We start from the raw sequence: 19,497 nt of genomic DNA, 5'->3' as shown, positions 1-19,497 counted from the left end.
GATGAAATCGCCGCTCGAAGTTCTCCAGCCCCTGGGCCGGGCCCTGATGCTTCCCATCGCCGTGCTGCCCGTGGCGGCCCTGCTGCTTCGTATCGGCCAGCCCGACCTGCTGGGGGCACCGGAACTGGCCGCCATGACCGGCGGTCTGTCCCTGGCCATCGCCAATGTGTTCGGCGCGGCTGGCGGAGCGATCTTCTCCAGCCTTGGGCTGATCTTCGCCATCGGCGTCGCCGTGGGCCTGGCGCGCGAGAACCACGGTGCCGCGGGCCTGGCCGGCGTCGTCTGTTACGTCATCGCCACCAAGGGGATCGACGCCCTGATCGTCGTGCCGCCGGCTGTGGCCGCTGCGGCCGTCGAGAGTGCCCGCGATCTCACCATCGCAGCCTGGAAGGCCAAGGAGATCGGCAAGCTGTCGATCCCGGTCGGCATCCTGTCCGGGGTGATCAGCGGCGGGCTCTATAATCGCTATTCCAATATCAAGCTGCCAGAATATCTGGCCTTTTTCGGCGGCCGGCGGTTTGTGCCGATCGTCGCAGGTCTGGCCGGCGTGGGCCTGGCCCTGCTGTTCGGCTTCTGCTGGAGCTATCTCGAAGCCGGGGTCGACGGCCTCAGCGGTCTGGTCATCGCTTCGGGCGATGTCGGACTGTTCGTCTACGGCCTGCTCAACCGTCTGCTGATCGTCACCGGCCTGCACCACATCCTCAACAATGTGGTCTGGTTCATCCTCGGCGATTTCAATGGCGCGACCGGAGACCTCAACCGCTTTGCCGCCGGCGATCCCACCGCCGGGGCCTTCATGAGCGGGTTCTTCCCGGTGATGATGTTCGGCTTGCCCGCCGCCTGCCTGGCCATGTTCCATACGGCCCGGCCGGAGCGCCGCAAGGCGGTCAGCGGCATGCTGGGCTCGCTGGCCCTGACCTCATTCCTGACCGGCGTGACCGAGCCGATCGAGTTCTCGTTCATGTTCCTGGCCCCGGTGCTCTACGCCGTTCACGCGGTGCTGACGGGCCTGTCCATGGTGATCATGAACCTGCTGGACGTGAAGCTGGGCTTCGGGTTCTCGGCGGGTCTGTTCGACTATGTCCTGAACTTCAACAAGGCGACGCGGCCCCTGCTGCTGATCCCGGTCGGCCTCGTCTATGGTGCGATCTATTACGGAGTGTTCCGCTTCGTGATCGTGCGCTTCGACCTCAAGACCCCGGGGCGCGAGCCGGATGATGCCCTTGCCGCGCCAGTCGCCGCCTCAGCCGGCGGACGGGGCGAAGACTTCCTGATCGCCCTGGGCGGCGCGGCCAACCTCGTTTCGGTCGACGCCTGCACGACCCGGCTGCGGCTGGTGGTGACCGGGGCGGGCGTCGTGGACGAGCCTCGGCTCAAGGCCCTGGGGTCCCGCGGTCTCGTGCGGCCTTCGGACCGGGCCCTGCAGGTCGTGCTGGGACCGATCGCCGACCAAGTGGCCAGCGAGATCCGGGCGGCTATGGGCAGCGCATCGGTCAGCGCCCCAGCGTCCGCGGCCACAGCGCCTGCACCGGCCCTGGCGACCCCTGCACCGGCGGGCGACCGCGCCCTGGCCGAGGGGCTCGCCAGCGCCCTGGGCGGGGTGCGCAATATCGAGGAACTGGGCAGCTGTACCAGCCGCCTGCGCCTGGTGCTGCGCGACCCCCAGGCCGTCGATGAGGCCGCCCTGAGGCAGCTCGGCGTGCGGGGCGTGGCCCGGATCGGTGAACGGACCGTCCACGTGGTGCTGGGGCCCCAAGCCGACGCGATGGCCGAAGCCATTCGCCAGTTGCCCGCGTGATCCTCAGCCGCCGGACTGCGCTGGTCGGTGCCGGGGCTGCGGCCCTGACGCCGTCCCTGGGCCGGGCCGCTGAGCCGACCGCCTGGCTGAACCGTCCAAAGGTCTGGACCGCCAAAGGTTCGGGCCTGAGCCTGAAGGCCGAAAGCGGATCGGACTTCTGGCGCAAGACCCTGTCCGAAGGGCGTAACCTCGACAGTGGCCATTTCTACTTCCGCGAGATTGTCGGCGATTTCATCAGCACCGTGACGGTTGAAGCCGACTATGGCGCTGACGCCGATCAGACGGGCCTGATGGTCCGCGTCGATGCCGAGACCTGGATGAAGAGCGGGATCGAGTGGCTGTCGGGCCAGCCCCATGCCGCGAGCGTCTTCACCCGCGACTGGTCCGACGGCTCCGTGACCCGACTGGAGGGCTGGACGGGACCGGTCACACTGCGTGTCACCCGTCGCGGACCGATCCTGACCTGTGGCTATGGCCGCCCCGGCCAGGCCCTGTTCGACGCGCGACTGGGCCACCTGCCCATGGGCAGGAGCGTTCAACTGGGCCTGACCGCCTGCGCGCCGTTTGGCCCGGGTTTCGAGGCGCGGTTCTCGGACTGGGCGGTCAGCAGCGCCTAGTCCGTATAACCGAGCTCGGCGATCACCTTGGCCAGGGCCCTGGCCTGCGGTTCGAGCGCCTGTTTGTAGAGCCGCCAGCGTCCGATGGAGCGGTCGTTAAGGGGCTCGCTGACCTGGGCGTAGCTCGGGGTCGGGGCATAGCGGCGGTTTTCGTGAAAGCGCAGGCAGGCCGGTTCGAAGGCCAGATCCAGATGGGCCAGCAGTCTCCGGGTCCAGGTCTCCTGATCGGCCACCAGGTCCTCATAGCGGAGGGTCAGGGCCGTTTCGCCCAGGGTACGGGCATAGCGTCCGGTCAGCGCGTGGACGGCCTGCATGTGGTGGGCGATGTCCGTGATCCGATAACCGCAATAGTCGCCATGTGTCAGGTTGTGCGACAGCATTGACACCGCCGTGTCCAGGGGATGGCGGACCATGCGGACCTGTCTGGCCTCCGGGAAGGCGGCGCGGATCACCGGCGTCCAGACCTCGCTGAGCGGCATCTTGTCGGTGAACAGCGGCTTGCCGGAGCCTCTCAGGCCAAAGGCCGCCGCCCGCTCCAGATAGAGGTCCCGCAGGGCTTCGGCGACGCCGGGCGTCCAGAGAGCTTGCAGGCCGCCAAACCGGCTTTCCAGGGCCGTGACCATCTCGGTGACGAAGGGCAGCTCGCCGCCTGCGGCTATGGCCGAGTGGCTGGTCAGCACCTGCTCGACCATCGTCGTGCCCGAGCGCGGGAAGCCGAAGACGAAGACCGGCTGCGCGCCTTCGCGTCGGGCCGCCAGGGGTGGTGGGCCCAGGGTCTCGACCAGCCGGCCCAGGGTCTCGAATTCCCGCGCCACGGCCGCACCGTCATAGGTCAGGCCGTCCCGCGTCGCCAGGCGCGCCTTGCCCTCGACGAAGTCTGCAAAGGCTTCGGCGGGGCGTCCCAGCCTTTCCTTCAGCCGCCCGCTTTCGAGCAGGGCGTCGCCGCCCTTGCGACCAGGTACGGCCTCGATCACGGCCAGGGCTTCGGCATGGCGCTGCTCGCGACCCAGCTGAACCGCGCGTCTCAGGGTGACGTCGAACCCGGCCGCCGCAGCCCGATCCAGCAGGGTGCGGCTGGCGGCCAGATCGCCGAGGGCCTCGCGCAGCCGCGACCAGTGGGCCAAAGTCAGGCCATCGCCGGGGGCCAGACGGTCAGCCCGGGCCAGCAGGGGCTCGGCCGCTTCCAGCCGGCCCTGTTCGATCAGGTTGGCGGCCAGGGCGACCTGAGTGGGAGGGTGGTCGCCGACCAGATCCAGGGCCTGTTTGAACGCGGCCTCGCCGCCGGGCAGATCGCGTCGTTCCGTCAGCAGGGTTCCGAGCAGGGCGCAGGCCTGGGGATTGGCGGGATTGCGGGCCAGGGCGTCGCGGACGACCGCCTCGGCCTCGGCCTTGCGACCCAGACCCGCCAGCAGGATCGCCAGATCGTCCCGCGGCCAGTCCAGCTGCGGGGCCAGCATCAGGATGCGCTCCAGCAGCCGCTTGGCCTCCAGAACTTCGCCACGCTGCTGGCAGACCAGGACCAGGATCTCGAGAGCGTCGACATCATCGCCGTCTGCCGCCAGCCGCTGCCGCGCCGCCGCCAGGGCCGCCTCGACCTGCCCGCGATTGAGCTGGTCGCGCGCCTGGGCGATCAGCGGATGAGGAGGCGCATCGGCCGGCATGCGGTCAGATGGACTTTTGAAAGACGTGAAGGGAGCCCTGAACCGGCGCTGTGCCCTCATGGCGCAGGGCGAGGGACTCCTGGTCCAGTAGGGTCCAGCCCGCACCGGCCGCCTGCGCGACATAGGCATCGGCGTGGGCAAAGCGGCCGGAGGTCAGCAGGGTCCAGGTTCCCGTGCCCGACTCCGTGCTGAGGGTGAAGAGGCCGCCCGGGCGCAAGGCCCCAGCCGCAGCCCTGAAGAGGTCGGACAGATCGCCGAAATAGATCACCATGTCGGCGGCGAAGATCAGATCGAAAGCGCCCGGATGGTCTGTCAGAAACGCGATCGCCTCGCCCTGGACCAGGGCGTCATAGCCGCCCCGGGCCCGGGCGTGGTCCAGCATGGCACCGGACAGGTCCACGCCGGTCAGGTGGCCTCCGAACTGGGCCAGGGCCGGGGCTGAGAGCCCGGTCCCGCACCCGAGGTCGAGGATCGCGCCGAACGAACCGGCATGGCGGGCGACGAGCTCGGCCATCCGTTCGGGCGCGCGATAGTTCAGCAGGTTGACCAGCTGATGGTCAAACTTGTCGGCGAAACTGTCGAAATGAGCCTCGACATAGGCGGGCGGGGCCCGATCGACCGCCGCCCCGCTGACCGCCTGCAGCAGATAGGCCTGGATCTGGTCATCCGGCTGCCGGGCCAGCCGCCAGGCGCCCAGGGCAGCCGCGGCCTCGGCGTGGCCGAACACCCCCAGGATCGCGAAGGCCTCCCTGGCAATGACCTCGATGTCCTCGGCCCCTTCGCCGGCCAGGGCGGCATAGCGTTCCAGGGCTGCCTCGACGGAGCCTTCGATCATGGTCGCGAAAGTGCGGGCCCGGGCATGGGTCAGGCGGGCATTGGTCGCCAGGGGTTCAAGGGCCGCAGCCCGTTCGAAGGCCTCTGCGCAGCCGGCGAAGTCGCCGGTCATGTAAAGACCCTGGGCCAGGCAGGCCTGCCAGAGGGCCGGTGCGTCTGGCGTCGCCGCCGCCGCCCGCAAAGGTGCGACAGCCTCGGCAAAGTCTCGCGTCGCCATATAGGACAGACCCAGGCCCAGATGCGCCTCGCCCAGAGCCGGGTCGAGCGCCAGGGCCCTGGTAAAGGCCGTGCGGGCCTCGGTGTGGCGGCCGTCATTGCTGGCCTCGACAGCCTGCTGCAACCAGTCCTCGGCGCTGAAGTCGTCGGTCAAGAATACCTCTGCAGGAAGATTGCCTTCAACGATTGTCAGGCGGCTGCGGTCGCGCACACTGCGAGTTTAGAGCTTCCCCTATCCAATGGGAATCGTGGATATCGTCTGGCTGGGCGCGTCGAGCCCGGAGCGGCTCAAGGCTGAATCCGCCCTGGCCTGTCAGCATTTCAAGTAAGGCCTGCCTGACCAAGGCGGGCTGACGGCTACGAACGGGACACCATGAACGACACGCCTGCTATCGACCCGTCGGATGCCGCCGCCAACCATGGTGAGGCTGTTCGACTGCACAGGCTGGGCCAGATCAATGCCGCCGTGCCCTATTACAAGGCTGTTCTGGCCCTGATGCCGCATGAGCCGGACAGTCTGCATAATCTTGGCCTGATTGCGCAGGCTCGCGGCGACCTTTCGAGCGCAATGCGCCTCTGGTCATTCTGCATCGCCCACAATCCGGGCCGGGCCAACACCCATAATGCCATGGGCGGTCTGCTGGCCCGGGTGGGTCGTCTCGACCAGGCCCTGGCGGCCCATGATCAGGCGCTCGCGATTGCACCGGACGATATCGATGGCCTCATTTCGAGGGGCAATCTGCTGGTCCGGCTCGGCCGCAATGATGAAGCCCTGGTCGCCTATGACCGGATCATCGAGATCCGGCCTGAGCTGCCGGCGCCCCACGCCAATCGTGCCGGTCTCCTGGCTGTCCTGAAACGGCCCCGGGAGGCCATCGAAAGCTGCCGCAATGTGCTGAGGCTGGAACCCACCAGCGCCGTGGCGGAGAGCCTGAAGTATCGCGAACAGATCAAGATCTGCGACTGGTCCGATCATGCCGAAATCATGGCCGCCTTTGAGCAGCGCATCCTGACCTTCAGTGACGATCCCCATGCGGTCCTGGCCCGCTGCGATGATCCCCTGGCGCAAAGGCTGTGCTCTGAGACCTATCTCGGAAAACGCTTTCCGGTGCCGGTCCAGCCTCTGTGGACCGGTGAGATCTATCGCCATGACAAGATCCGCATCGCCTATGTGTCATCGGATTTCCGCGACCATCCCGTCGCCCATCTGGTCGCCGGGCTGTTCGAACGGCACGACCGCGACCGTTTCGACATCACGGCCTATGCCCTGTCCCCCAGCATTGGTGACGTGCATCGTCTGCGCATCGAGGCCGCCCTCCCGGAATTCCATGATGTCTCCGGTGCCAGCGACCTGGAGATCGCCCAGCGGATCCGGGCGGCCGAGACGGACATCCTGATCGATCTCAACGGTCTGACCGGCCACCTGCGGCCGTCGATCTTTGCGGCCCGACCGGCTCCGATCCAGATCAACTATCTCGGCTATCCGGGGACCGTCGGCCACGGCCTGGTCGACTATATTCTGGCCGACCCAATCGTTGCGCCGCGCGGGCGCGAAGAGGCCTATTGCGAGCAGATCATCCGTCTGCCGCACGCCTACCAGATCAATGACGATCGGAAGGTTATCGCGGCAGAGACGGTCTCGCGACACCAGGAGGGCCTGCCGGAAACCGGCTTCGTGTTCGCCAGTTTCAACGCCCACTACAAGATCAGCCCTCCTGTGTTCGACGTCTGGATGCGGCTGCTCCAGGCCGTTCCAGGCAGTGTGCTCTGGCTTATCAGCGGGCGTGAGGATGCGGTCCGTAACTTGTGCGCGGAGGCCGAGGCGCGTGGCGTGTCAGCCGACCGGCTTATCTTTTCGTCGAGGGTTGATCTTCAGGACCACCTCGCCCGCCATAGGCTGGCAGATCTCTTTCTCGACACCTTGCCCTACACCGCCCACACCACCGCAAGCGACGCGCTCTGGGCAGGGCTGCCGCTGGTCACCTGCATCGGTGAAGGCTTTGCCGCCCGCGTCGCCGCCAGCCTTCTGACGGCCGTCGGCCTGCCTGAACTGATCACCGACAGTCTGGAAGCCTATGAGGCCCTGGCCCTGGCCCTGGCCCGCGATCCGGATCGGCTACAAGCGCTTCGCCAGCGGCTCATCGACCAGGTTCCGACCACGCCGCTGTTCAACACCGACCTGTCGCGACGTCACATCGAGGCTGCCTATATCGGGGCCTGGGAGATCTATCAGCGCGGCGAGCAGCCCAAGGCCTTCGACGTCGCGCCCTAGAGCCTCGCAAGCCTGACCCTGGGCCCGATCTGATCGGTCGGGTCCAGCGAAGGCGGCTATTTTTTCAAAGGCAAGTGGCGGAGAGGGTGGGATTCGAACCCACGGTGCCCTTCCAGGCACGCCGCATTTCGAGTGCGGTACATTCGACCACTCTGCCACCTCTCCATGGGTGCCTTTTCGAGGGTTTTTATACCGCCCGAGGTCGAGGGCGCGATACCTAGCGGGGTCGTGACGGTTACGCAAGTCCCTGTTGGCGGCTTTCTGACGCCGTCAGGCGCGCGGATGCAAAACCATCTGGGTGCAGCGGAAAAGCGCGATGGTCTTGCCGGTCGCTTCGGCCGTGACGACGGCGTCCCAGACCTGGGTGGTGCGGCCGCCATGCAGAAGACTGGCCTCGCAGAGAACCCCGCCCTCGAGGACAGTTCCGAGGAAATTGCTCTTCAGTTCGATCGTGGTGAAGCCTGTGGCTCCCTGCGGCAAAGAGACCACGCAGCCATAGCCGCAGGCGCTGTCGGCCAGGGCGATGACGCTGGCGGCGTGCAGGAAGCCGTTGGGGGCCATGTGGTGTCGAGCGACGGTGAAGCGACCCTTCACATAGCCGGCCCGCGCCTCGAGCCATTCCAGGCCCAGAAGGTCCGGCAGGTGGCCGGACTGGCGCTCGGTCAGGGCGGTGCTGAAATCTTCGGACATGGCGCGCTTCCGGGGGCTGGAAGATCCAGCCTAGGGGCGCAGCGTGGACTGTGGCAAGTCCGTTTTCAAAAAGAACTTATATCGGTGGGCGGGAAGCGCAGCCCGCCTTCGCCTTCCGGCGGCAGCTTGCCCGAGCGGATGGCGACCCGCAGCGCCTGGGCGGGATAGGGCAGGGGAGGCAGGACGGCATCGGCAGCCTGGCGGGCGGCCACGAAGGTCGGCAGGTCGACGCCATCGCGCAACTGCACGTTTTCAGCGCGTTGCTGGGCGACGGTGGTGGTGCCGGCACCTTCCCTGGATTGCCAGCCGGCCAGCAACTGGGTGTCGTCGGGCAGGGACAGGAACTTGCGGGCATCGGCGAACAGGGCCTGGAGATCGGCACCCGGCAGGTCGGCGCGGCCCGTCCCGAGCTCCGGTGCCAGCACCACGTCGCCGGTGAACAGGATGTCGCCGATCTGATAGGCCACAGCCCCGGGCAGGCGGCCGGAGACGGCGTGGGCGGTGATCTCGAGCGCCCCCATCGGCAGGACTTCGCCGTCCTGGGCCAGCTTGTCGAAATCCCAGCCCTCCAGATCGACGCCGTGTTCCCCCATGGCCGGAGCCAGGCGCTTGAGGCTCTCGATGACGGCCGCCCCGATACAGACCGAGGCCCCCGTCTCGTATTTCAGATGGCCGGCAGCAGACAGGTGGGTGGCATGCAGGCCCGTCTCCAGGATCCAGGTCGGACCCATGTCGCGTTCGCGGATCTGGGCAATGATGGCGTCGATGAAACGGGTGTCGGTGGCCTGGGTCTCGGGATCGAAATCCAGAACAGGGTCAACGATCGCGCACAGCAAAGTGGCAGGGTCGATCACGAGATAGGTCACCGTCCCGGTGGCGGGATGATGGTGAGCGATGATTTCCGGCTGCATGCGAACGCCTGATAGATCCCGATACGCCACCATGACCGCAAGCCGTTAAGCATCAGCGAACGCGACCCATCATCAATGTGATCGGTTTCAGGCGCGAGGGTCTGCCGTCATGGAGCCGCCTCGCCGGAGCAGGGACTGGCCTGGCCGCGCATCCGGGTCGCCCACAGCGGTTCGACGAATTGATCCCCGGTCCGGAAGGCCGGGGCGCAGCCCTCGGGCGGCCGTTGCCGATCCCCACCGACCGCGAGGGACACGGCGAGGGACTGATTTTGTCCGCCGCGACCCCAGTATCCGGGTTGGCCCAGGCCGACGTGGCGGCCGTTCCAGCCGCCCTGATCGTAACCGCCCAGTCCATAACCACGGTCATCATAGGGATAGAAGACCGCCGTCTTGCCATAGTCGGTCTGGGAATAGGCCAGGCCCAGGGTCGAGGTCTCGCCGATTGGAATCTGGGCGGCAACATAGGCGCTGCGATAGCCGCCCGTGCCCACCGAGACACCGACGCTGCCGTGGATCCGGCGAACCGATCCGTCTGCGGAGTCCGCGAAGGCCTCCTGGCCGTCGCGGTCTGCCCTGGCGGGCGAAGGGGTCAGGAAGGCCGCGATCTGTTCTTCGGTGGTCAGGGCCCGGACCGGAGGCGTCGGCACGGCCGGTGCGGTCTCGGCCTGGGCGGCGGCTCTGGCGTCCAGCCGGTGGGCGGCCGTCGCAACGGCCTGGTCATCGCCGGCCACGGTCTGGGCAAGGCCGGGGCCGGAGACGGCCAGGCCGGTCAGCAGGGCGAAAAGCAAACGGGACGCGGTCATCAGGGCCTTCCGGGCAACGGAGAGGGCACCAGACTGGGCCGTCGCAGCAGCCGAATTAGGGCGCGTTTATATCGCCGCTGCAAGAGACCGATGGCTCAAAGAGCTTTCAGGCCTGCTTCGAGGCCGGCCATGTCGGCAGGCAGGGGCGTTTCGAACCGCAGGGTCTCGCCCGTGATCGGGTGGACAAAGCCGAGCACGGCGGCATGCAGGGCCTGACGGGAAAAGCCGAGGCTCTCGATCAGGGCCTTTACGGCGGCGGCGGGCTGGCTCGCTCCATAGACCGGGTCGCCCAGGCACGGGGTGCTCCGGCTGGCCAGATGCACACGGATCTGGTGCGTGCGGCCGGTTTCCAGCCGGCAGGCGACCCGCGCCGCCAGGGGCTTGTCCGCCGGTCCGAAGACGTCCTCGACACGATAGTGGGTAATGGCTTCGCGGCCACCGCTCTTGAGGATCGCCATCTTCTTGCGGTCATGGGGAGAGCGACCCAGTTGGGTCTGGATCGTCGCCCTGTCCGGATGCGGGGCCCCCCGGGTCAGGGCGATGTAGAGCCGGTCGATGTCATGGGTCGAAAACAGCGCCGACAGACCCTGATGGGCGGCGTCGGTCTTGGCCGCGACCATGACGCCGGAGGTCTCCTTGTCCAGCCGGTGGACGATGCCCGGACGGGCCACCCCGCCGACGCCTGACAGGCTGCCCCGGCAGTGATGCAGCAGGGCATGGACCAGGGTGCCGGTATAGTTGCCGGGCGCCGGATGGGCGGCCATCCCGGGCGGCTTGTCGACCACGATCAGGTGGGCGTCCTCATAGAGGATGCTCAGCGGGATGTCCTCGGGCGAAGGCTCCGCCGCGATCGGCTCCGGGATCTGCAGCTGATAGAGGCCCGGGCGGGCCTTTTGCGAGCCGTCGGTCAGGGCCCGCCCGTCCAGGCTGAGCCGGCCATCGGCGATCAGGGCCTGCAGGCGAGCGCGCGACAGGCTCTCGAACCGTGCCGCCAGAATCTTGTCCAGGCGCTCCCCAGCGTCATCCGCCGTCAGAGCAACCTCAAGCCGGGCCTCGGTTTGTGGCACCTGAACCTCGGTCTCGATGTCGTCTGTATCGTCGTCCAGCGGGCTCAAGGGTGTTTCATCGCTCCGTCGCAATCCCGTCGCGCGTCCGACACCGGCGGTGCCTATCCGCCGGGAGCTTAGTTCCAGCTTGTCGTCGAAGGGGATAATCGATGCGCGCGATCCACACCACCTTGCTGATGTCTGCCACCAGTGTTCTGGCGCTCAGCCTCGCCTCCATGGCCGTTGCGGCCGACGTCGATGCCCCGGCTGACGCCGCTCAGGTCGAGCAGGTTGTCGTCACCGCCCAGAAGCGCGAGCAGAAGGCCATGGATGTGCCGGTCTCGCTGACCGCCTATTCGGGCTCGACGCTCGAGATGCTGGGCGTTCAGGAGTTCGAGGAGCTGTCGCTGTTCGTTCCGGGCTTCGAGGTCCAGAACCAGTCGCCCAACAATCCGGGCTTCGTGATGCGCGGCATTACGTCGGACTCGGGCGAGGCCACCAACGAGCCGCGCGTTTCGGTCTATCAGGACGGGGTCTCGATCTCGAAGTCGCGCGGTTCCTATGTCGAGCTGTTCGACCTGGAGCGCGTCGAAGTGGCCAAGGGCCCGCAATCGACCCTCTATGGTCGCGGCGCGCTGATCGGCGCGGTCAACATCATCCAGGCCAAGGCGCGGCCCGGCTATGCCGCCTCGGCGCGGTTTGAGGGCGGCAACTTCGGCTACCTGATGGCCGAGGGCATGTTCAACGCGCCGGTTACTGACACCCTGTCGATCCGCATCGCCGGCCGGATCAAGCACCGCGACGGCTATGTGAAGAACCTGCTGGTCGGCGAGGACTTCAACTCGACCCAGACCACCGCGCTGCGCGTGGCCCTGAACTGGCGGCCGACCGAGCGTTTCGACGCCGACCTGCTGGTCAACTACCAGTCCGACAGCCCGTCGGGGACCTCGTTCAAGTCGCTGACCTATCTGCCGACCGACCCGGCCACGGGCGCGGTGCTGGGTGATCTGGGTCGCAATTCGGGCGCGGCCCTGGCCACCGTGGCCGGCTTCGAGAACGACCAGAAGCTGGGCCTCGAGCGCGACGTGTTCAGCGTCACCGGCCTGGCCCGGTACAAGATCAATGATGCGCTTTCTCTGGCCTCGACGACCGCCTTCCGCCGCTTTGCGGGCGAGGAGATCTTTGACGCTGACGGCTTCTCGCTGCCGCTGTTCACCTTCGCCGAGGACGCCCAGGGCAAGTCGGCCAGCCAGGACCTGCGTCTGAACTATGACTCCGGCGGTTCGGTCACCGCCTTCGGCGGGCTCAGCTATTTCTGGGAAGACGGCAGCCAGCGCGTGCCGCTGCTGTTCAACGAAAAGGTCTTTGCCGCCCGCGCCGGCGCGATCCCGGGCTTCGTCAGGCCCAATGTCGCCGGTCTGGCCTTCATCAATGCGATCCCGTCCTTTGGGCCGCTCAAGAGCCAGCACCTGGAAACCTTCACCAACTACGGCAAGACCAAGTCTTATGACGCCTATGGCGATGTGACCTGGAAGGCGACCGACAAGCTCGAGCTGGCGGCCGGCCTGCGCTACACCTATGACGACAAGGAAAGCGGCTACGGCGTCGTCCTGGGCAATGGCGGCTCGGTGCTGGGCGGCAGCACGCCGACCACGCCGCGCGGCCTGTTCGTGCAGCCCACCACCAATGGTCAGGCCCAGTACAAGAGCTTCACCGACAACGGCATCACCTACCGGGTCGTCGGCCGCTATGCGGTTACCCCTGACGCCAACCTCTATGCCTCGGTCGCCACCGGCCGTCGTCCGAAGGTGCTGTCGGGCGGCGGCCCGGCCGTCCCGGGTGGTCCCGCGCGCTTCACCGCCGTGCCGGCCGAGGAGGTCATTTCCTACGAGATCGGCTCCAAGGTCGCCCTGCTGGATCGCCGCCTGACCCTCGAGGGCGCGGTCTATCGCTATGACTACGAAAACTTCCAGACCTCGATCCGCAACTCGGCGGGGCAGATCGTCACGACCAATGCCGGCGAGGCCTCAGCGACCGGCTTCGAGGGGCAGGCGACCTTCCAGGTGACGGCCAATGCGACGGTGTTCGGCACCTACGCCCACAGCGAAGCGCGCTTCGGCAACGGTCTGTTCAAGGACAACAGCTTCCGCCTGTCGCCCGATGACAGCTTCTCGCTAGGTGCCAATGTGGCGTTCGATGCCCCTATCGGCCGCTTCACCATCACCCCGACCTATACCTGGCAGTCGGAAGTGTTTTTCGACAACAACAACGATCGCGCGGTGCTGCAGACCACGGGCGATGCCATCCAGGACGAGAAGCAGAAGGCCTATGGCCTGATGAACCTGCGCATCGGCTATCAGCCTGGCAAGGACAGCGCCATCAAGATCGAGGCGTTTGCGACCAACCTGCTCGAGCAGGACTATATCAAGGACGCCGGCAATACCGGCGACGCCTTCGGCATCCCCACCTTCATCGCCGGCGAGCCGCGCTTTGTCGGGGTGGCGCTGTCGATCAAGCGCTAGAAACGTCTATCCGCTCTGCCCGGCCCTGGCCGGGCAGAGCGGAAATCCTAACGCCTATTTCCCGACCGCCTCTTCCTCATGGCCGGCGATCGAGCCGTCCTTGAACAGGTACTTGCGCAGCTGTTCGTCGGTCTCCGGATCGTCGCGGCGCAGCCATTCCAGCAGCATGGCGGCGTGTTCGAGTTCCTCGCGCGCGTTGTGCAGCAGGATCTTTTTCAGCTCGACGTCGTCGCAATCGTCAGCACGCTGACGGTACCAGTCGACCGCCTCGAATTCCTCGATCAGCGAGGTGATGGCGTAGTGGCGGTTGAGGCTCTCGCGGCTGAGCTTTTCGCGGGGGACGTGAAGGCCTTCACTCGACATGCGTCATCTTCCTGTTGTGCAGTGGCGCTAACGCACGAGACGCCCAAACGGTGCCGTGGACCCAGGAAAGACATCCCATGAAGATCGATCGTCGCAAGGCTCTCGCCTTTCTCGGCCTGGGTGGCACCGCCGGGGCTGGAAGCAGTGTTTCGGCGCAGGCGCTGACCCCTCACAAGGGCGCGGTGGCCTTCGAGCATGGCGTCGCCAGCGGCGATCCCGGCCAGACCCGGGTCATTCTCTGGACCCGCGTCACGCTCAAGGCGCCCTCCGGCGGTGATGTCCTGGTCGAGCTGCAGGTGGCGTCGGACCCGGACTTCAAGACCCTGGTTCAGACCCGCAAGGGTCTGACGGCCCGGGCCAGCGCCGACTGGACGATCAAGGTCGATCTCGACGGCCCGGGCCTGAAGCCGGGCACCGACTACTGGTATCGTTTTGTGGCCCATGGCGTGACCTCGCCGGTCGGCCGCACCCGCACCCTGCCGGCCGGGCCGACCAAGGACGTGGTCCTGGCCGTGGCCTCGTGCTCGCTCTATTCGAACGGCTATTTCAACGCCTACGACGCCATCGCCAGACTGCCGCGTGTCGACGCGGTGCTGCACCTGGGCGACTACATCTACGAATATGGCGGCGAGCCCAAGGACTACGGCATGAACTCGCCGGTCGCGGCTCAGCGCATGCCTGATCCCCTGCACGAGATCGTCAGCCTCGACGACTATCGGCGTCGTCACGCGCGCTACAAGTCCGACCCGATGCTGCAGGCCGCCCATGCCCGCGCACCCTGGATCGTGGTCTGGGACGATCACGAGACCGCCAATGACAGCTGGCAGGGCGGGGCCGAGAACCATGACCCCGACAAGGGTGAGGGCGACTGGGCGGCACGCAAGGCTGCGGCCCTGAAGGCCTATTACGAATGGATGCCGATCCGCGAGCCGAACGCCGGAACCCTGCCGGAGGCCAGCTGGCGCGGGTTCCAGTTCGGCGACGTTGCCACCCTGCTTATGACCGAGACGCGTCTGACCGCGCGGTCCGAGCAACTGAGCTATGCCACCGACCTGCCGATCGTGGACGGCAAGCCCGATGTGGCCGCCTTTTCTGCCAAATGGAAGGATCCGGCCCGCCGCCTGGTGAGCGAAGCCCAGGCCCAATGGCTGGCCGGGCAGGTCAAGGCCTCGGTCAAGGCCGGCAGCGCCTGGCAGGTGCTGGGCAACCAGATCGTCATGGCCCGCGTCGCCGGTCCCAATCTGAAGACCCTGCTGGGTGACAGGTTCGAGCCGGCAATGGCCAAGCTGCCGGCCTATGTTCGCGAACGTGTGGTGCAGGGCGTGGCCCTGTCGGCCCTGGGCCTGCCCTATAATCTCGATGCCTGGGACGGTTATCCCGCCGATCGCGAGCGCCTCTATGACCTGTTCAAGAGCGCCGGGGCCCGTCCGATCGTGCTGTCAGGCGACAGCCATTCCTTCTGGGCCAATGAACTGTTCGACCAGGGCGGCAGCAAGCGGGTCGCGGCCGAGTTCGGGACCACGGGCATCACCTCGCCCGGCTATGGCGACATCCTGCCGGGCATACCGTTGGGACAGGCCTTTGCGGCGCGCAATCCCGAGGTCAAGTTCGCGGATCCGGGGGCCAAGGGCTTCGTGCTGCTGACCCTCGAGCACGGCCGGGCGACCAGCGACATGATCGCCGTTTCGACCATCCTCGAGCCGACCTATACGACGCGGGTGCTCAAGCGGTTCGTGGTCGCGCCGGCCGAGGGCGGTGGCGTCGAGGCCCTGGCCGAAGCCTAGCGCCGCTCCAGGGCCAGGCGCAGGCCGAAGGCGATGAAGACGCTGCCGGTGATCCGGTCCAGTCCCCGGATCACCGAGGCCTCGCGCAAAAGTCCGGCCAGGGGGACCGTGGCGGCGATCAGCAGCCCGGCCCAGATCAGACCCAGGATGACGTGCAGCCCCGCCAGCAGGGCTCCGAAACTGGCCGGGTCGGCACCGGCCGGAACGAACTGCGGCAGGAACGAGATGTAGAAGACCCCGACCTTGGGATTGAGCAGATTGGTCAACAGGCCGCGCCGCAGGGCCGCGAAGGCGCTGCCGCCGGCCGAGGTCAGGACCCCGGGCTCAAAGCTGCTGCGGGGCCTGATCAGCATCTGGCTGCCGATCCACACCAGATAGGCGGCACCGGCCCATTTCAGGGCCGTATAGGCCAGGGCAGAGGCCGTCAGCAGGGCACCTGCGCCACAGGCGGCCGCTACGCCCCAGACCAGGCAGCCGATTCCGATACCCAGCGCCGCCGCCAAGGCCCGCCGCGGCCCCTCGCTGGCGGCGGTGCGCAGCACCAGAGCCGTGTCGAGGCCTGGCGTGATGGTCAGAAGCAGGGCGGCGAAACCAAAGGCCAGCAGGGCCTGGAGGGTGGTCATGGGCGGCGCTCGCGACGGGTGGGCCTTTGTCAACCAATCCATGGTCCGATGGACACATGACCACAAGCCGCAACCGCATGCCTGGCCTGGACGCCCTGCGCGGCGTTGCCGCCCTGCTGGTGCTGCTGTTCCACACCCGCGGCATGGTCCTGCCGACCTCGGTGCTGAGCCACGGCTATCTCGCGGTCGACCTGTTCTTCGTGATCAGCGGCCTGGTTCTGGCCCGCGCCCATGACGACGCCCTGAGGGACGGCGGCGGGCGGGAGTTCATGCGACGACGCCTGGTCCGGCTCTATCCGATGGTGCTGCTCGGCATGGCGGTCGGCTCGGCCCTGCTGCTGGCGTTCGGCATGGATCTGACGACGGTCGGCATCCTGATCGGCCTGGCGGTGCTGTTCATTCCCTTCACCGGCGCGACGGATGTCTTTCCGCTGAACGGGCCGCAATGGTCGCTGTTCTGGGAGCTGGCGGTGAACCTGCTCTATGCGGTGGTGGCACCCTGGCTGACCTTCCGCCGCCTGGTCATTCTGACCATCGCGGGCGGGATTGCCCATGTCCTGCTGGCCTTGCAGTTCGGCACGGGATCGCTGGGGCCGCACACGGGCGACTGGTTTGCCGGCGGACCGCGGGTGATCTTCGGCTTTTTCGCCGGGGTTCTGCTGGCGCGACGGCTCGAAAGCGGAAGGCTGCGGATTCCGGTCCTGCCGATCTGGGTCAATCTGGCGGTGGTCTGCGCCATCCTGTCAGCCCCGGTTCCCGAGGCGGGGCGTGCCGCGTTCGACCTCGTCGCCGCCCTGGTTGTCTTCCCGCTACTGGTCGGTTCGGCGGCGCGGGCGGAGGTTGGGCGAGGCCGATTGCTGCTCGATGGCCTGGCCGCCATCTCCTATGCGCTCTACGCCCTGCATATTCCCATCCTGTCGGCGGCGGCCGAGATCATCGCCCGCGGCGTCCTGCCGGGCGTACCAGGCCTGCTGATCGGCGGGGTGGCGCTAGTCATCGCCCTTATGGCCGCCATCGCGGCCCATCGCGTGTTCGAGCCCTGGGCCGCCTTGCGCTTGCGGAACCTGGGCCGGGCTCAGCCGCGTTCGACCAGCCTGCCGTCTTCCCAGACCCGGTAGAAGCACGAGCGGAAGCCGACGTGGCAGGCGCCGCCATCGCCCTGTGGCCGCACCTTGATCAGCACGGCGTCCTGGTCGCAGTCTACCCGCAGTTCCTCGACCAGCTGCAGCTGGCCGCTGGTCTCGCCCTTCTTCCAGAGTTCATTGCGTGAGCGGCTGAAATAGTGGGCCACCCCCGTCTCGACGGTGAGCTTGAGCGCCTCGTCGTTCATCCAGGCCAGCATCAGGATCTCGCCGGTGTCGGCGTGCTGGGCCACGGCGACGACCAGGCCGTCGGCATTGAAGCGCGGGGCCAGCTGGTCGCCCCGTTCCAGGGCGTGCTTGTCGGGGGCGATGGGGAAGGGGGCGGTGGTCATGGCGGCACATATGGCGCCGACAGCCCCCGCTGGGCTAGCCTGCGGACCGGAGAATCGATGAACCTCAAGGATCGCATCAAGGCCCAGGTGGCCGCGCTGGACGTCCTGGCCCGGCCCTGGGCCCGGCAGTCGCGGTGGCATGGCCATGCCTATGAGTTCCTGCTGTTCGGGCTCAAGCAGGCCTGGGCCTGTCTGTTCGGCGGCCTGATGCTGGCCCTGCTGGTCGGCACCTTCCTGTTCTGGCCCAAGGACGCCGGTTTCGCCCGTTATGACTTTCTGGTCGTCGCCTCGCTGGCCATTCAGGCCTCGCTATTGGCCCTGAAGCTTGAGCGCTGGGACGAGGCGCTGGTGATCTTCATCTTCCACCTGGTCGGAACGGTGATGGAGATCTTCAAGACCGCCCACGGCTCCTGGCTCTATCCCGAGCCCAGCCTGCTGCGCATCGGCGGCGTGCCGCTGTTCACCGGCTTCATGTATGCCTGTGTCGGCAGCTATATCGCCCGGATCTGGCGACTGATCGACATCACCTTCATTCGCTATCCGCCGTTCTGGAGCGCCTGGATCCTGGCGGGCCTGGCCTATCTGAACTTCTTCACCCACCATTATGGCCCCGACATCCGGCTTGGCCTGTTCGCCCTGTCGGCGGTGCTGTTCGGACGCTCGTGGTTCGTGTTCACGCCGGACCAGACGCCGCGCCGCATGCCGATGATCGTCGGCCTGCTGCTGGTGTCGCTGTTCATCTGGTTCGCCGAGAACCTCGGAACGGCGGCCAATGCCTGGATCTATCCCAGCCAGAAGGACGGCTGGTCGATGGTCGGTTTCGAGAAGATCGGGGCCTGGTACCTGCTGATGCTGATCAGCTTCGTGCTGGTCTCGCTGGTGCACCGGCCCGTGGACGCCTGCGTGGCCCGGATCCGCGAGGGGATCCGGGGCGCGGTTTAGCCGTGAGATCTCCCCTATCGGGGGAGGTGGCCCGCAGGGCCGGAGGGGGCAGCTCCGCATAAGCCGTGAAGGGGCCCTCAGTCGCTCTGCGACAGCTCCCCCATAGGGGGAGCATCCCTTCTTTCTACTTCCGCACCACCAGATCCATGAACCGCTGCTGCAGGACCTTATCGGTCTTGAACACGCCGCGGAACTGGGTGGTGATGGTCGAGACGTCGTGGTGGCGGACGCCGCGGGTGCTCATGCACTGGTGCTCGGCGTCGATCAGCACGGCGACGCCGGCCGCCGAGAGATGGTCCTCGATGGCGTCGGCCACCTGCATGGTCATGGTCTCCTGGGTCTGGAGACGCTTGGCATAGATCTCGACCAGGCGGGCCAGCTTGGAGAGGCCCACCACCTTGCCGGTCGGCATATAGGCCACCCAGGCCTTGCCGAGGAACGGGGCCATGTGATGTTCGCAGTGGCTCTGGACGTCGATGCCGCGCAGCATGACCATGTCGTCATAGCCCTGCACGTCCTCGAAGGTGCGTGAGAGTTCCTTGGCGGGATCGCCTTCATAGCCGGCGAACCACTCGCCATAGGCGTCGACCACGCGCTGGGGCGTGTCGAGCAGGCCTTCCCGTTCAGGATTGTCACCGGCCCAGGCCAGCAGGGTGCGCACGGCGGCCATGGCCTCATCGCGGCTTGGGCGTGACGGGTGGCCATGCTGGAGGTCATCGGCGGCGCAGGAGCAGCGCTCGATCAGGGCGGCTTCGGGGGTGATGGCGTCCATAGTGGAACGGTCTTTCCACGGGCTGAGTTGCGCCGGAGCGCCTTTCGCTCCGGAATGACGCGTGCCACCCGTTTCACAGCTACGGCCATGCCCGTCGAAAAGATGACGTGTCGTCGCCGTATCCAATAGCTATATGGGACCCTCCCGAACCGCCGCAACACCCTCCCGT

The 19,497-nt window shown here is 67.1% G+C and carries 17 protein-coding genes and 1 tRNA gene; 7 read left to right on the top strand and 11 right to left on the bottom strand.

All coding sequences use genetic code 11. From position 1 onward, the window contains the following. Window position 1 precedes the first annotated feature (1 nt). Window positions 2-1,798, top strand: a complete 1,797-nt coding sequence (gene nagE, locus ACW17U_RS14700; RefSeq protein WP_492053412.1) for an N-acetylglucosamine-specific PTS transporter subunit IIBC — start codon at window positions 2-4, stop codon at window positions 1,796-1,798. Further along, on the top strand, window positions 1,795-2,415 hold the full coding sequence (locus ACW17U_RS14695; RefSeq protein WP_492053410.1) for a DUF1349 domain-containing protein: 621 nt from the start codon (window positions 1,795-1,797) through the stop codon (window positions 2,413-2,415). Before nagE ends, ACW17U_RS14695 begins: the two co-directional genes overlap by 4 nt. Here ACW17U_RS14695 and ACW17U_RS14690 read toward each other — a convergent pair. Both ACW17U_RS14690 and ACW17U_RS14685 read right to left on the bottom strand, forming a co-directional pair. Continuing rightward, complete coding sequence (locus ACW17U_RS14690) at window positions 2,412-4,076, bottom strand: sulfotransferase family protein (RefSeq protein ID WP_492053408.1); 1,665 nt, start codon at window positions 4,074-4,076, stop codon at window positions 2,412-2,414. The two genes, ACW17U_RS14695 and ACW17U_RS14690, sit on opposite strands and share 4 nt — an antisense overlap. Window positions 4,077-4,080: 4 nt before the next feature. Beyond that, window positions 4,081-5,280 carry a class I SAM-dependent methyltransferase gene (locus tag ACW17U_RS14685; protein ID WP_492053406.1) on the bottom strand — a complete coding sequence of 400 codons (1,200 nt, stop codon included), beginning with the start codon at window positions 5,278-5,280 and terminating at the stop codon, window positions 4,081-4,083. Window positions 5,281-5,499: 219 nt separating this feature from the next. Here ACW17U_RS14685 and ACW17U_RS14680 point away from each other — a divergent pair, with 219 nt between their 5' ends. After that, entirely contained in the window at window positions 5,500-7,398 is a 1,899-nt protein-coding gene (locus ACW17U_RS14680) for an O-linked N-acetylglucosamine transferase, SPINDLY family protein (protein ID WP_492053404.1), read from the top strand. Window positions 7,399-7,473: 75 nt separating this feature from the next. Here ACW17U_RS14680 and ACW17U_RS14675 read toward each other — a convergent pair. The 5 genes from ACW17U_RS14675 to ACW17U_RS14655 form a co-directional block, all read right to left on the bottom strand. Further along, window positions 7,474-7,563 (bottom strand) — tRNA-Ser (locus tag ACW17U_RS14675). Window positions 7,564-7,668: 105 nt separating this feature from the next. Further along, a complete protein-coding gene (locus ACW17U_RS14670; RefSeq protein ID WP_062143663.1) occupies window positions 7,669-8,088 on the bottom strand; it encodes a PaaI family thioesterase in 420 nt (139 codons plus the stop codon). 65 nt (window positions 8,089-8,153) lie between these two features. Continuing rightward, complete coding sequence (locus ACW17U_RS14665; RefSeq protein WP_062143664.1) at window positions 8,154-8,999, bottom strand: MBL fold metallo-hydrolase; 846 nt, start codon at window positions 8,997-8,999, stop codon at window positions 8,154-8,156. Window positions 9,000-9,106: 107 nt separating this feature from the next. Next, window positions 9,107-9,802, bottom strand: coding sequence for a hypothetical protein (locus tag ACW17U_RS14660; RefSeq protein WP_492053402.1), 696 nt, complete (start codon window positions 9,800-9,802; stop codon window positions 9,107-9,109). Window positions 9,803-9,897: 95 nt separating this feature from the next. Continuing rightward, window positions 9,898-10,869: an RluA family pseudouridine synthase gene (locus tag ACW17U_RS14655; protein ID WP_492055747.1), complete on the bottom strand. Its 972-nt coding sequence runs from the start codon at window positions 10,867-10,869 to the stop codon at window positions 9,898-9,900. A 149-nt stretch (window positions 10,870-11,018) separates the two neighbouring features. Between ACW17U_RS14655 and ACW17U_RS14650 the strand changes: the two genes are divergently transcribed. After that, complete coding sequence (locus ACW17U_RS14650; RefSeq protein WP_492053400.1) at window positions 11,019-13,370, top strand: TonB-dependent receptor; 2,352 nt, start codon at window positions 11,019-11,021, stop codon at window positions 13,368-13,370. A 54-nt stretch (window positions 13,371-13,424) separates the two neighbouring features. Here the strand turns inward: ACW17U_RS14650 and ACW17U_RS14645 are convergent, their stop codons facing one another. Further along, window positions 13,425-13,733, bottom strand: a complete 309-nt coding sequence (locus ACW17U_RS14645; protein WP_492053398.1) for a ferritin family protein — start codon at window positions 13,731-13,733, stop codon at window positions 13,425-13,427. Window positions 13,734-13,810: 77 nt separating this feature from the next. Between ACW17U_RS14645 and ACW17U_RS14640 the strand changes: the two genes are divergently transcribed. Further along, window positions 13,811-15,517: an alkaline phosphatase D family protein gene (locus tag ACW17U_RS14640; protein ID WP_492053397.1), complete on the top strand. Its 1,707-nt coding sequence runs from the start codon at window positions 13,811-13,813 to the stop codon at window positions 15,515-15,517. On the opposite strand, the gene ACW17U_RS14635 is transcribed toward ACW17U_RS14640, so the two are convergent. Further along, window positions 15,514-16,140: a LysE family translocator gene (locus ACW17U_RS14635; protein WP_062143669.1), complete on the bottom strand. Its 627-nt coding sequence runs from the start codon at window positions 16,138-16,140 to the stop codon at window positions 15,514-15,516. The two genes, ACW17U_RS14640 and ACW17U_RS14635, sit on opposite strands and share 4 nt — an antisense overlap. 56 nt (window positions 16,141-16,196) lie before the next feature. Here ACW17U_RS14635 and ACW17U_RS14630 point away from each other — a divergent pair, with 56 nt between their 5' ends. Continuing rightward, complete coding sequence (locus ACW17U_RS14630) at window positions 16,197-17,258, top strand: acyltransferase family protein (protein ID WP_492053395.1); 1,062 nt, start codon at window positions 16,197-16,199, stop codon at window positions 17,256-17,258. Here the strand turns inward: ACW17U_RS14630 and hisI are convergent. Then, a complete protein-coding gene (gene hisI / locus ACW17U_RS14625; RefSeq protein ID WP_062143674.1) occupies window positions 17,216-17,614 on the bottom strand; it encodes a phosphoribosyl-AMP cyclohydrolase in 399 nt (132 codons plus the stop codon). The two genes, ACW17U_RS14630 and hisI, sit on opposite strands and share 43 nt — an antisense overlap. Window positions 17,615-17,671: 57 nt before the next feature. On the opposite strand from hisI, the gene ACW17U_RS14620 reads away from it, so the two are divergent. Then, window positions 17,672-18,556, top strand: coding sequence for a DUF817 domain-containing protein (locus ACW17U_RS14620; RefSeq protein ID WP_492053393.1), 885 nt, complete (start codon window positions 17,672-17,674; stop codon window positions 18,554-18,556). Window positions 18,557-18,680: 124 nt separating this feature from the next. Here ACW17U_RS14620 and folE read toward each other — a convergent pair whose 3' ends face one another. After that, on the bottom strand, window positions 18,681-19,328 hold the full coding sequence (gene folE / locus ACW17U_RS14615) for a GTP cyclohydrolase I FolE (RefSeq protein WP_062143678.1): 648 nt from the start codon (window positions 19,326-19,328) through the stop codon (window positions 18,681-18,683). Window positions 19,329-19,497: the final 169 nt, after the last annotated feature.

The organism is Caulobacter sp. AVps16, from assembly GCF_058681455.1.
This window is presented reverse-complemented; position numbering and strand designations above follow the sequence as displayed.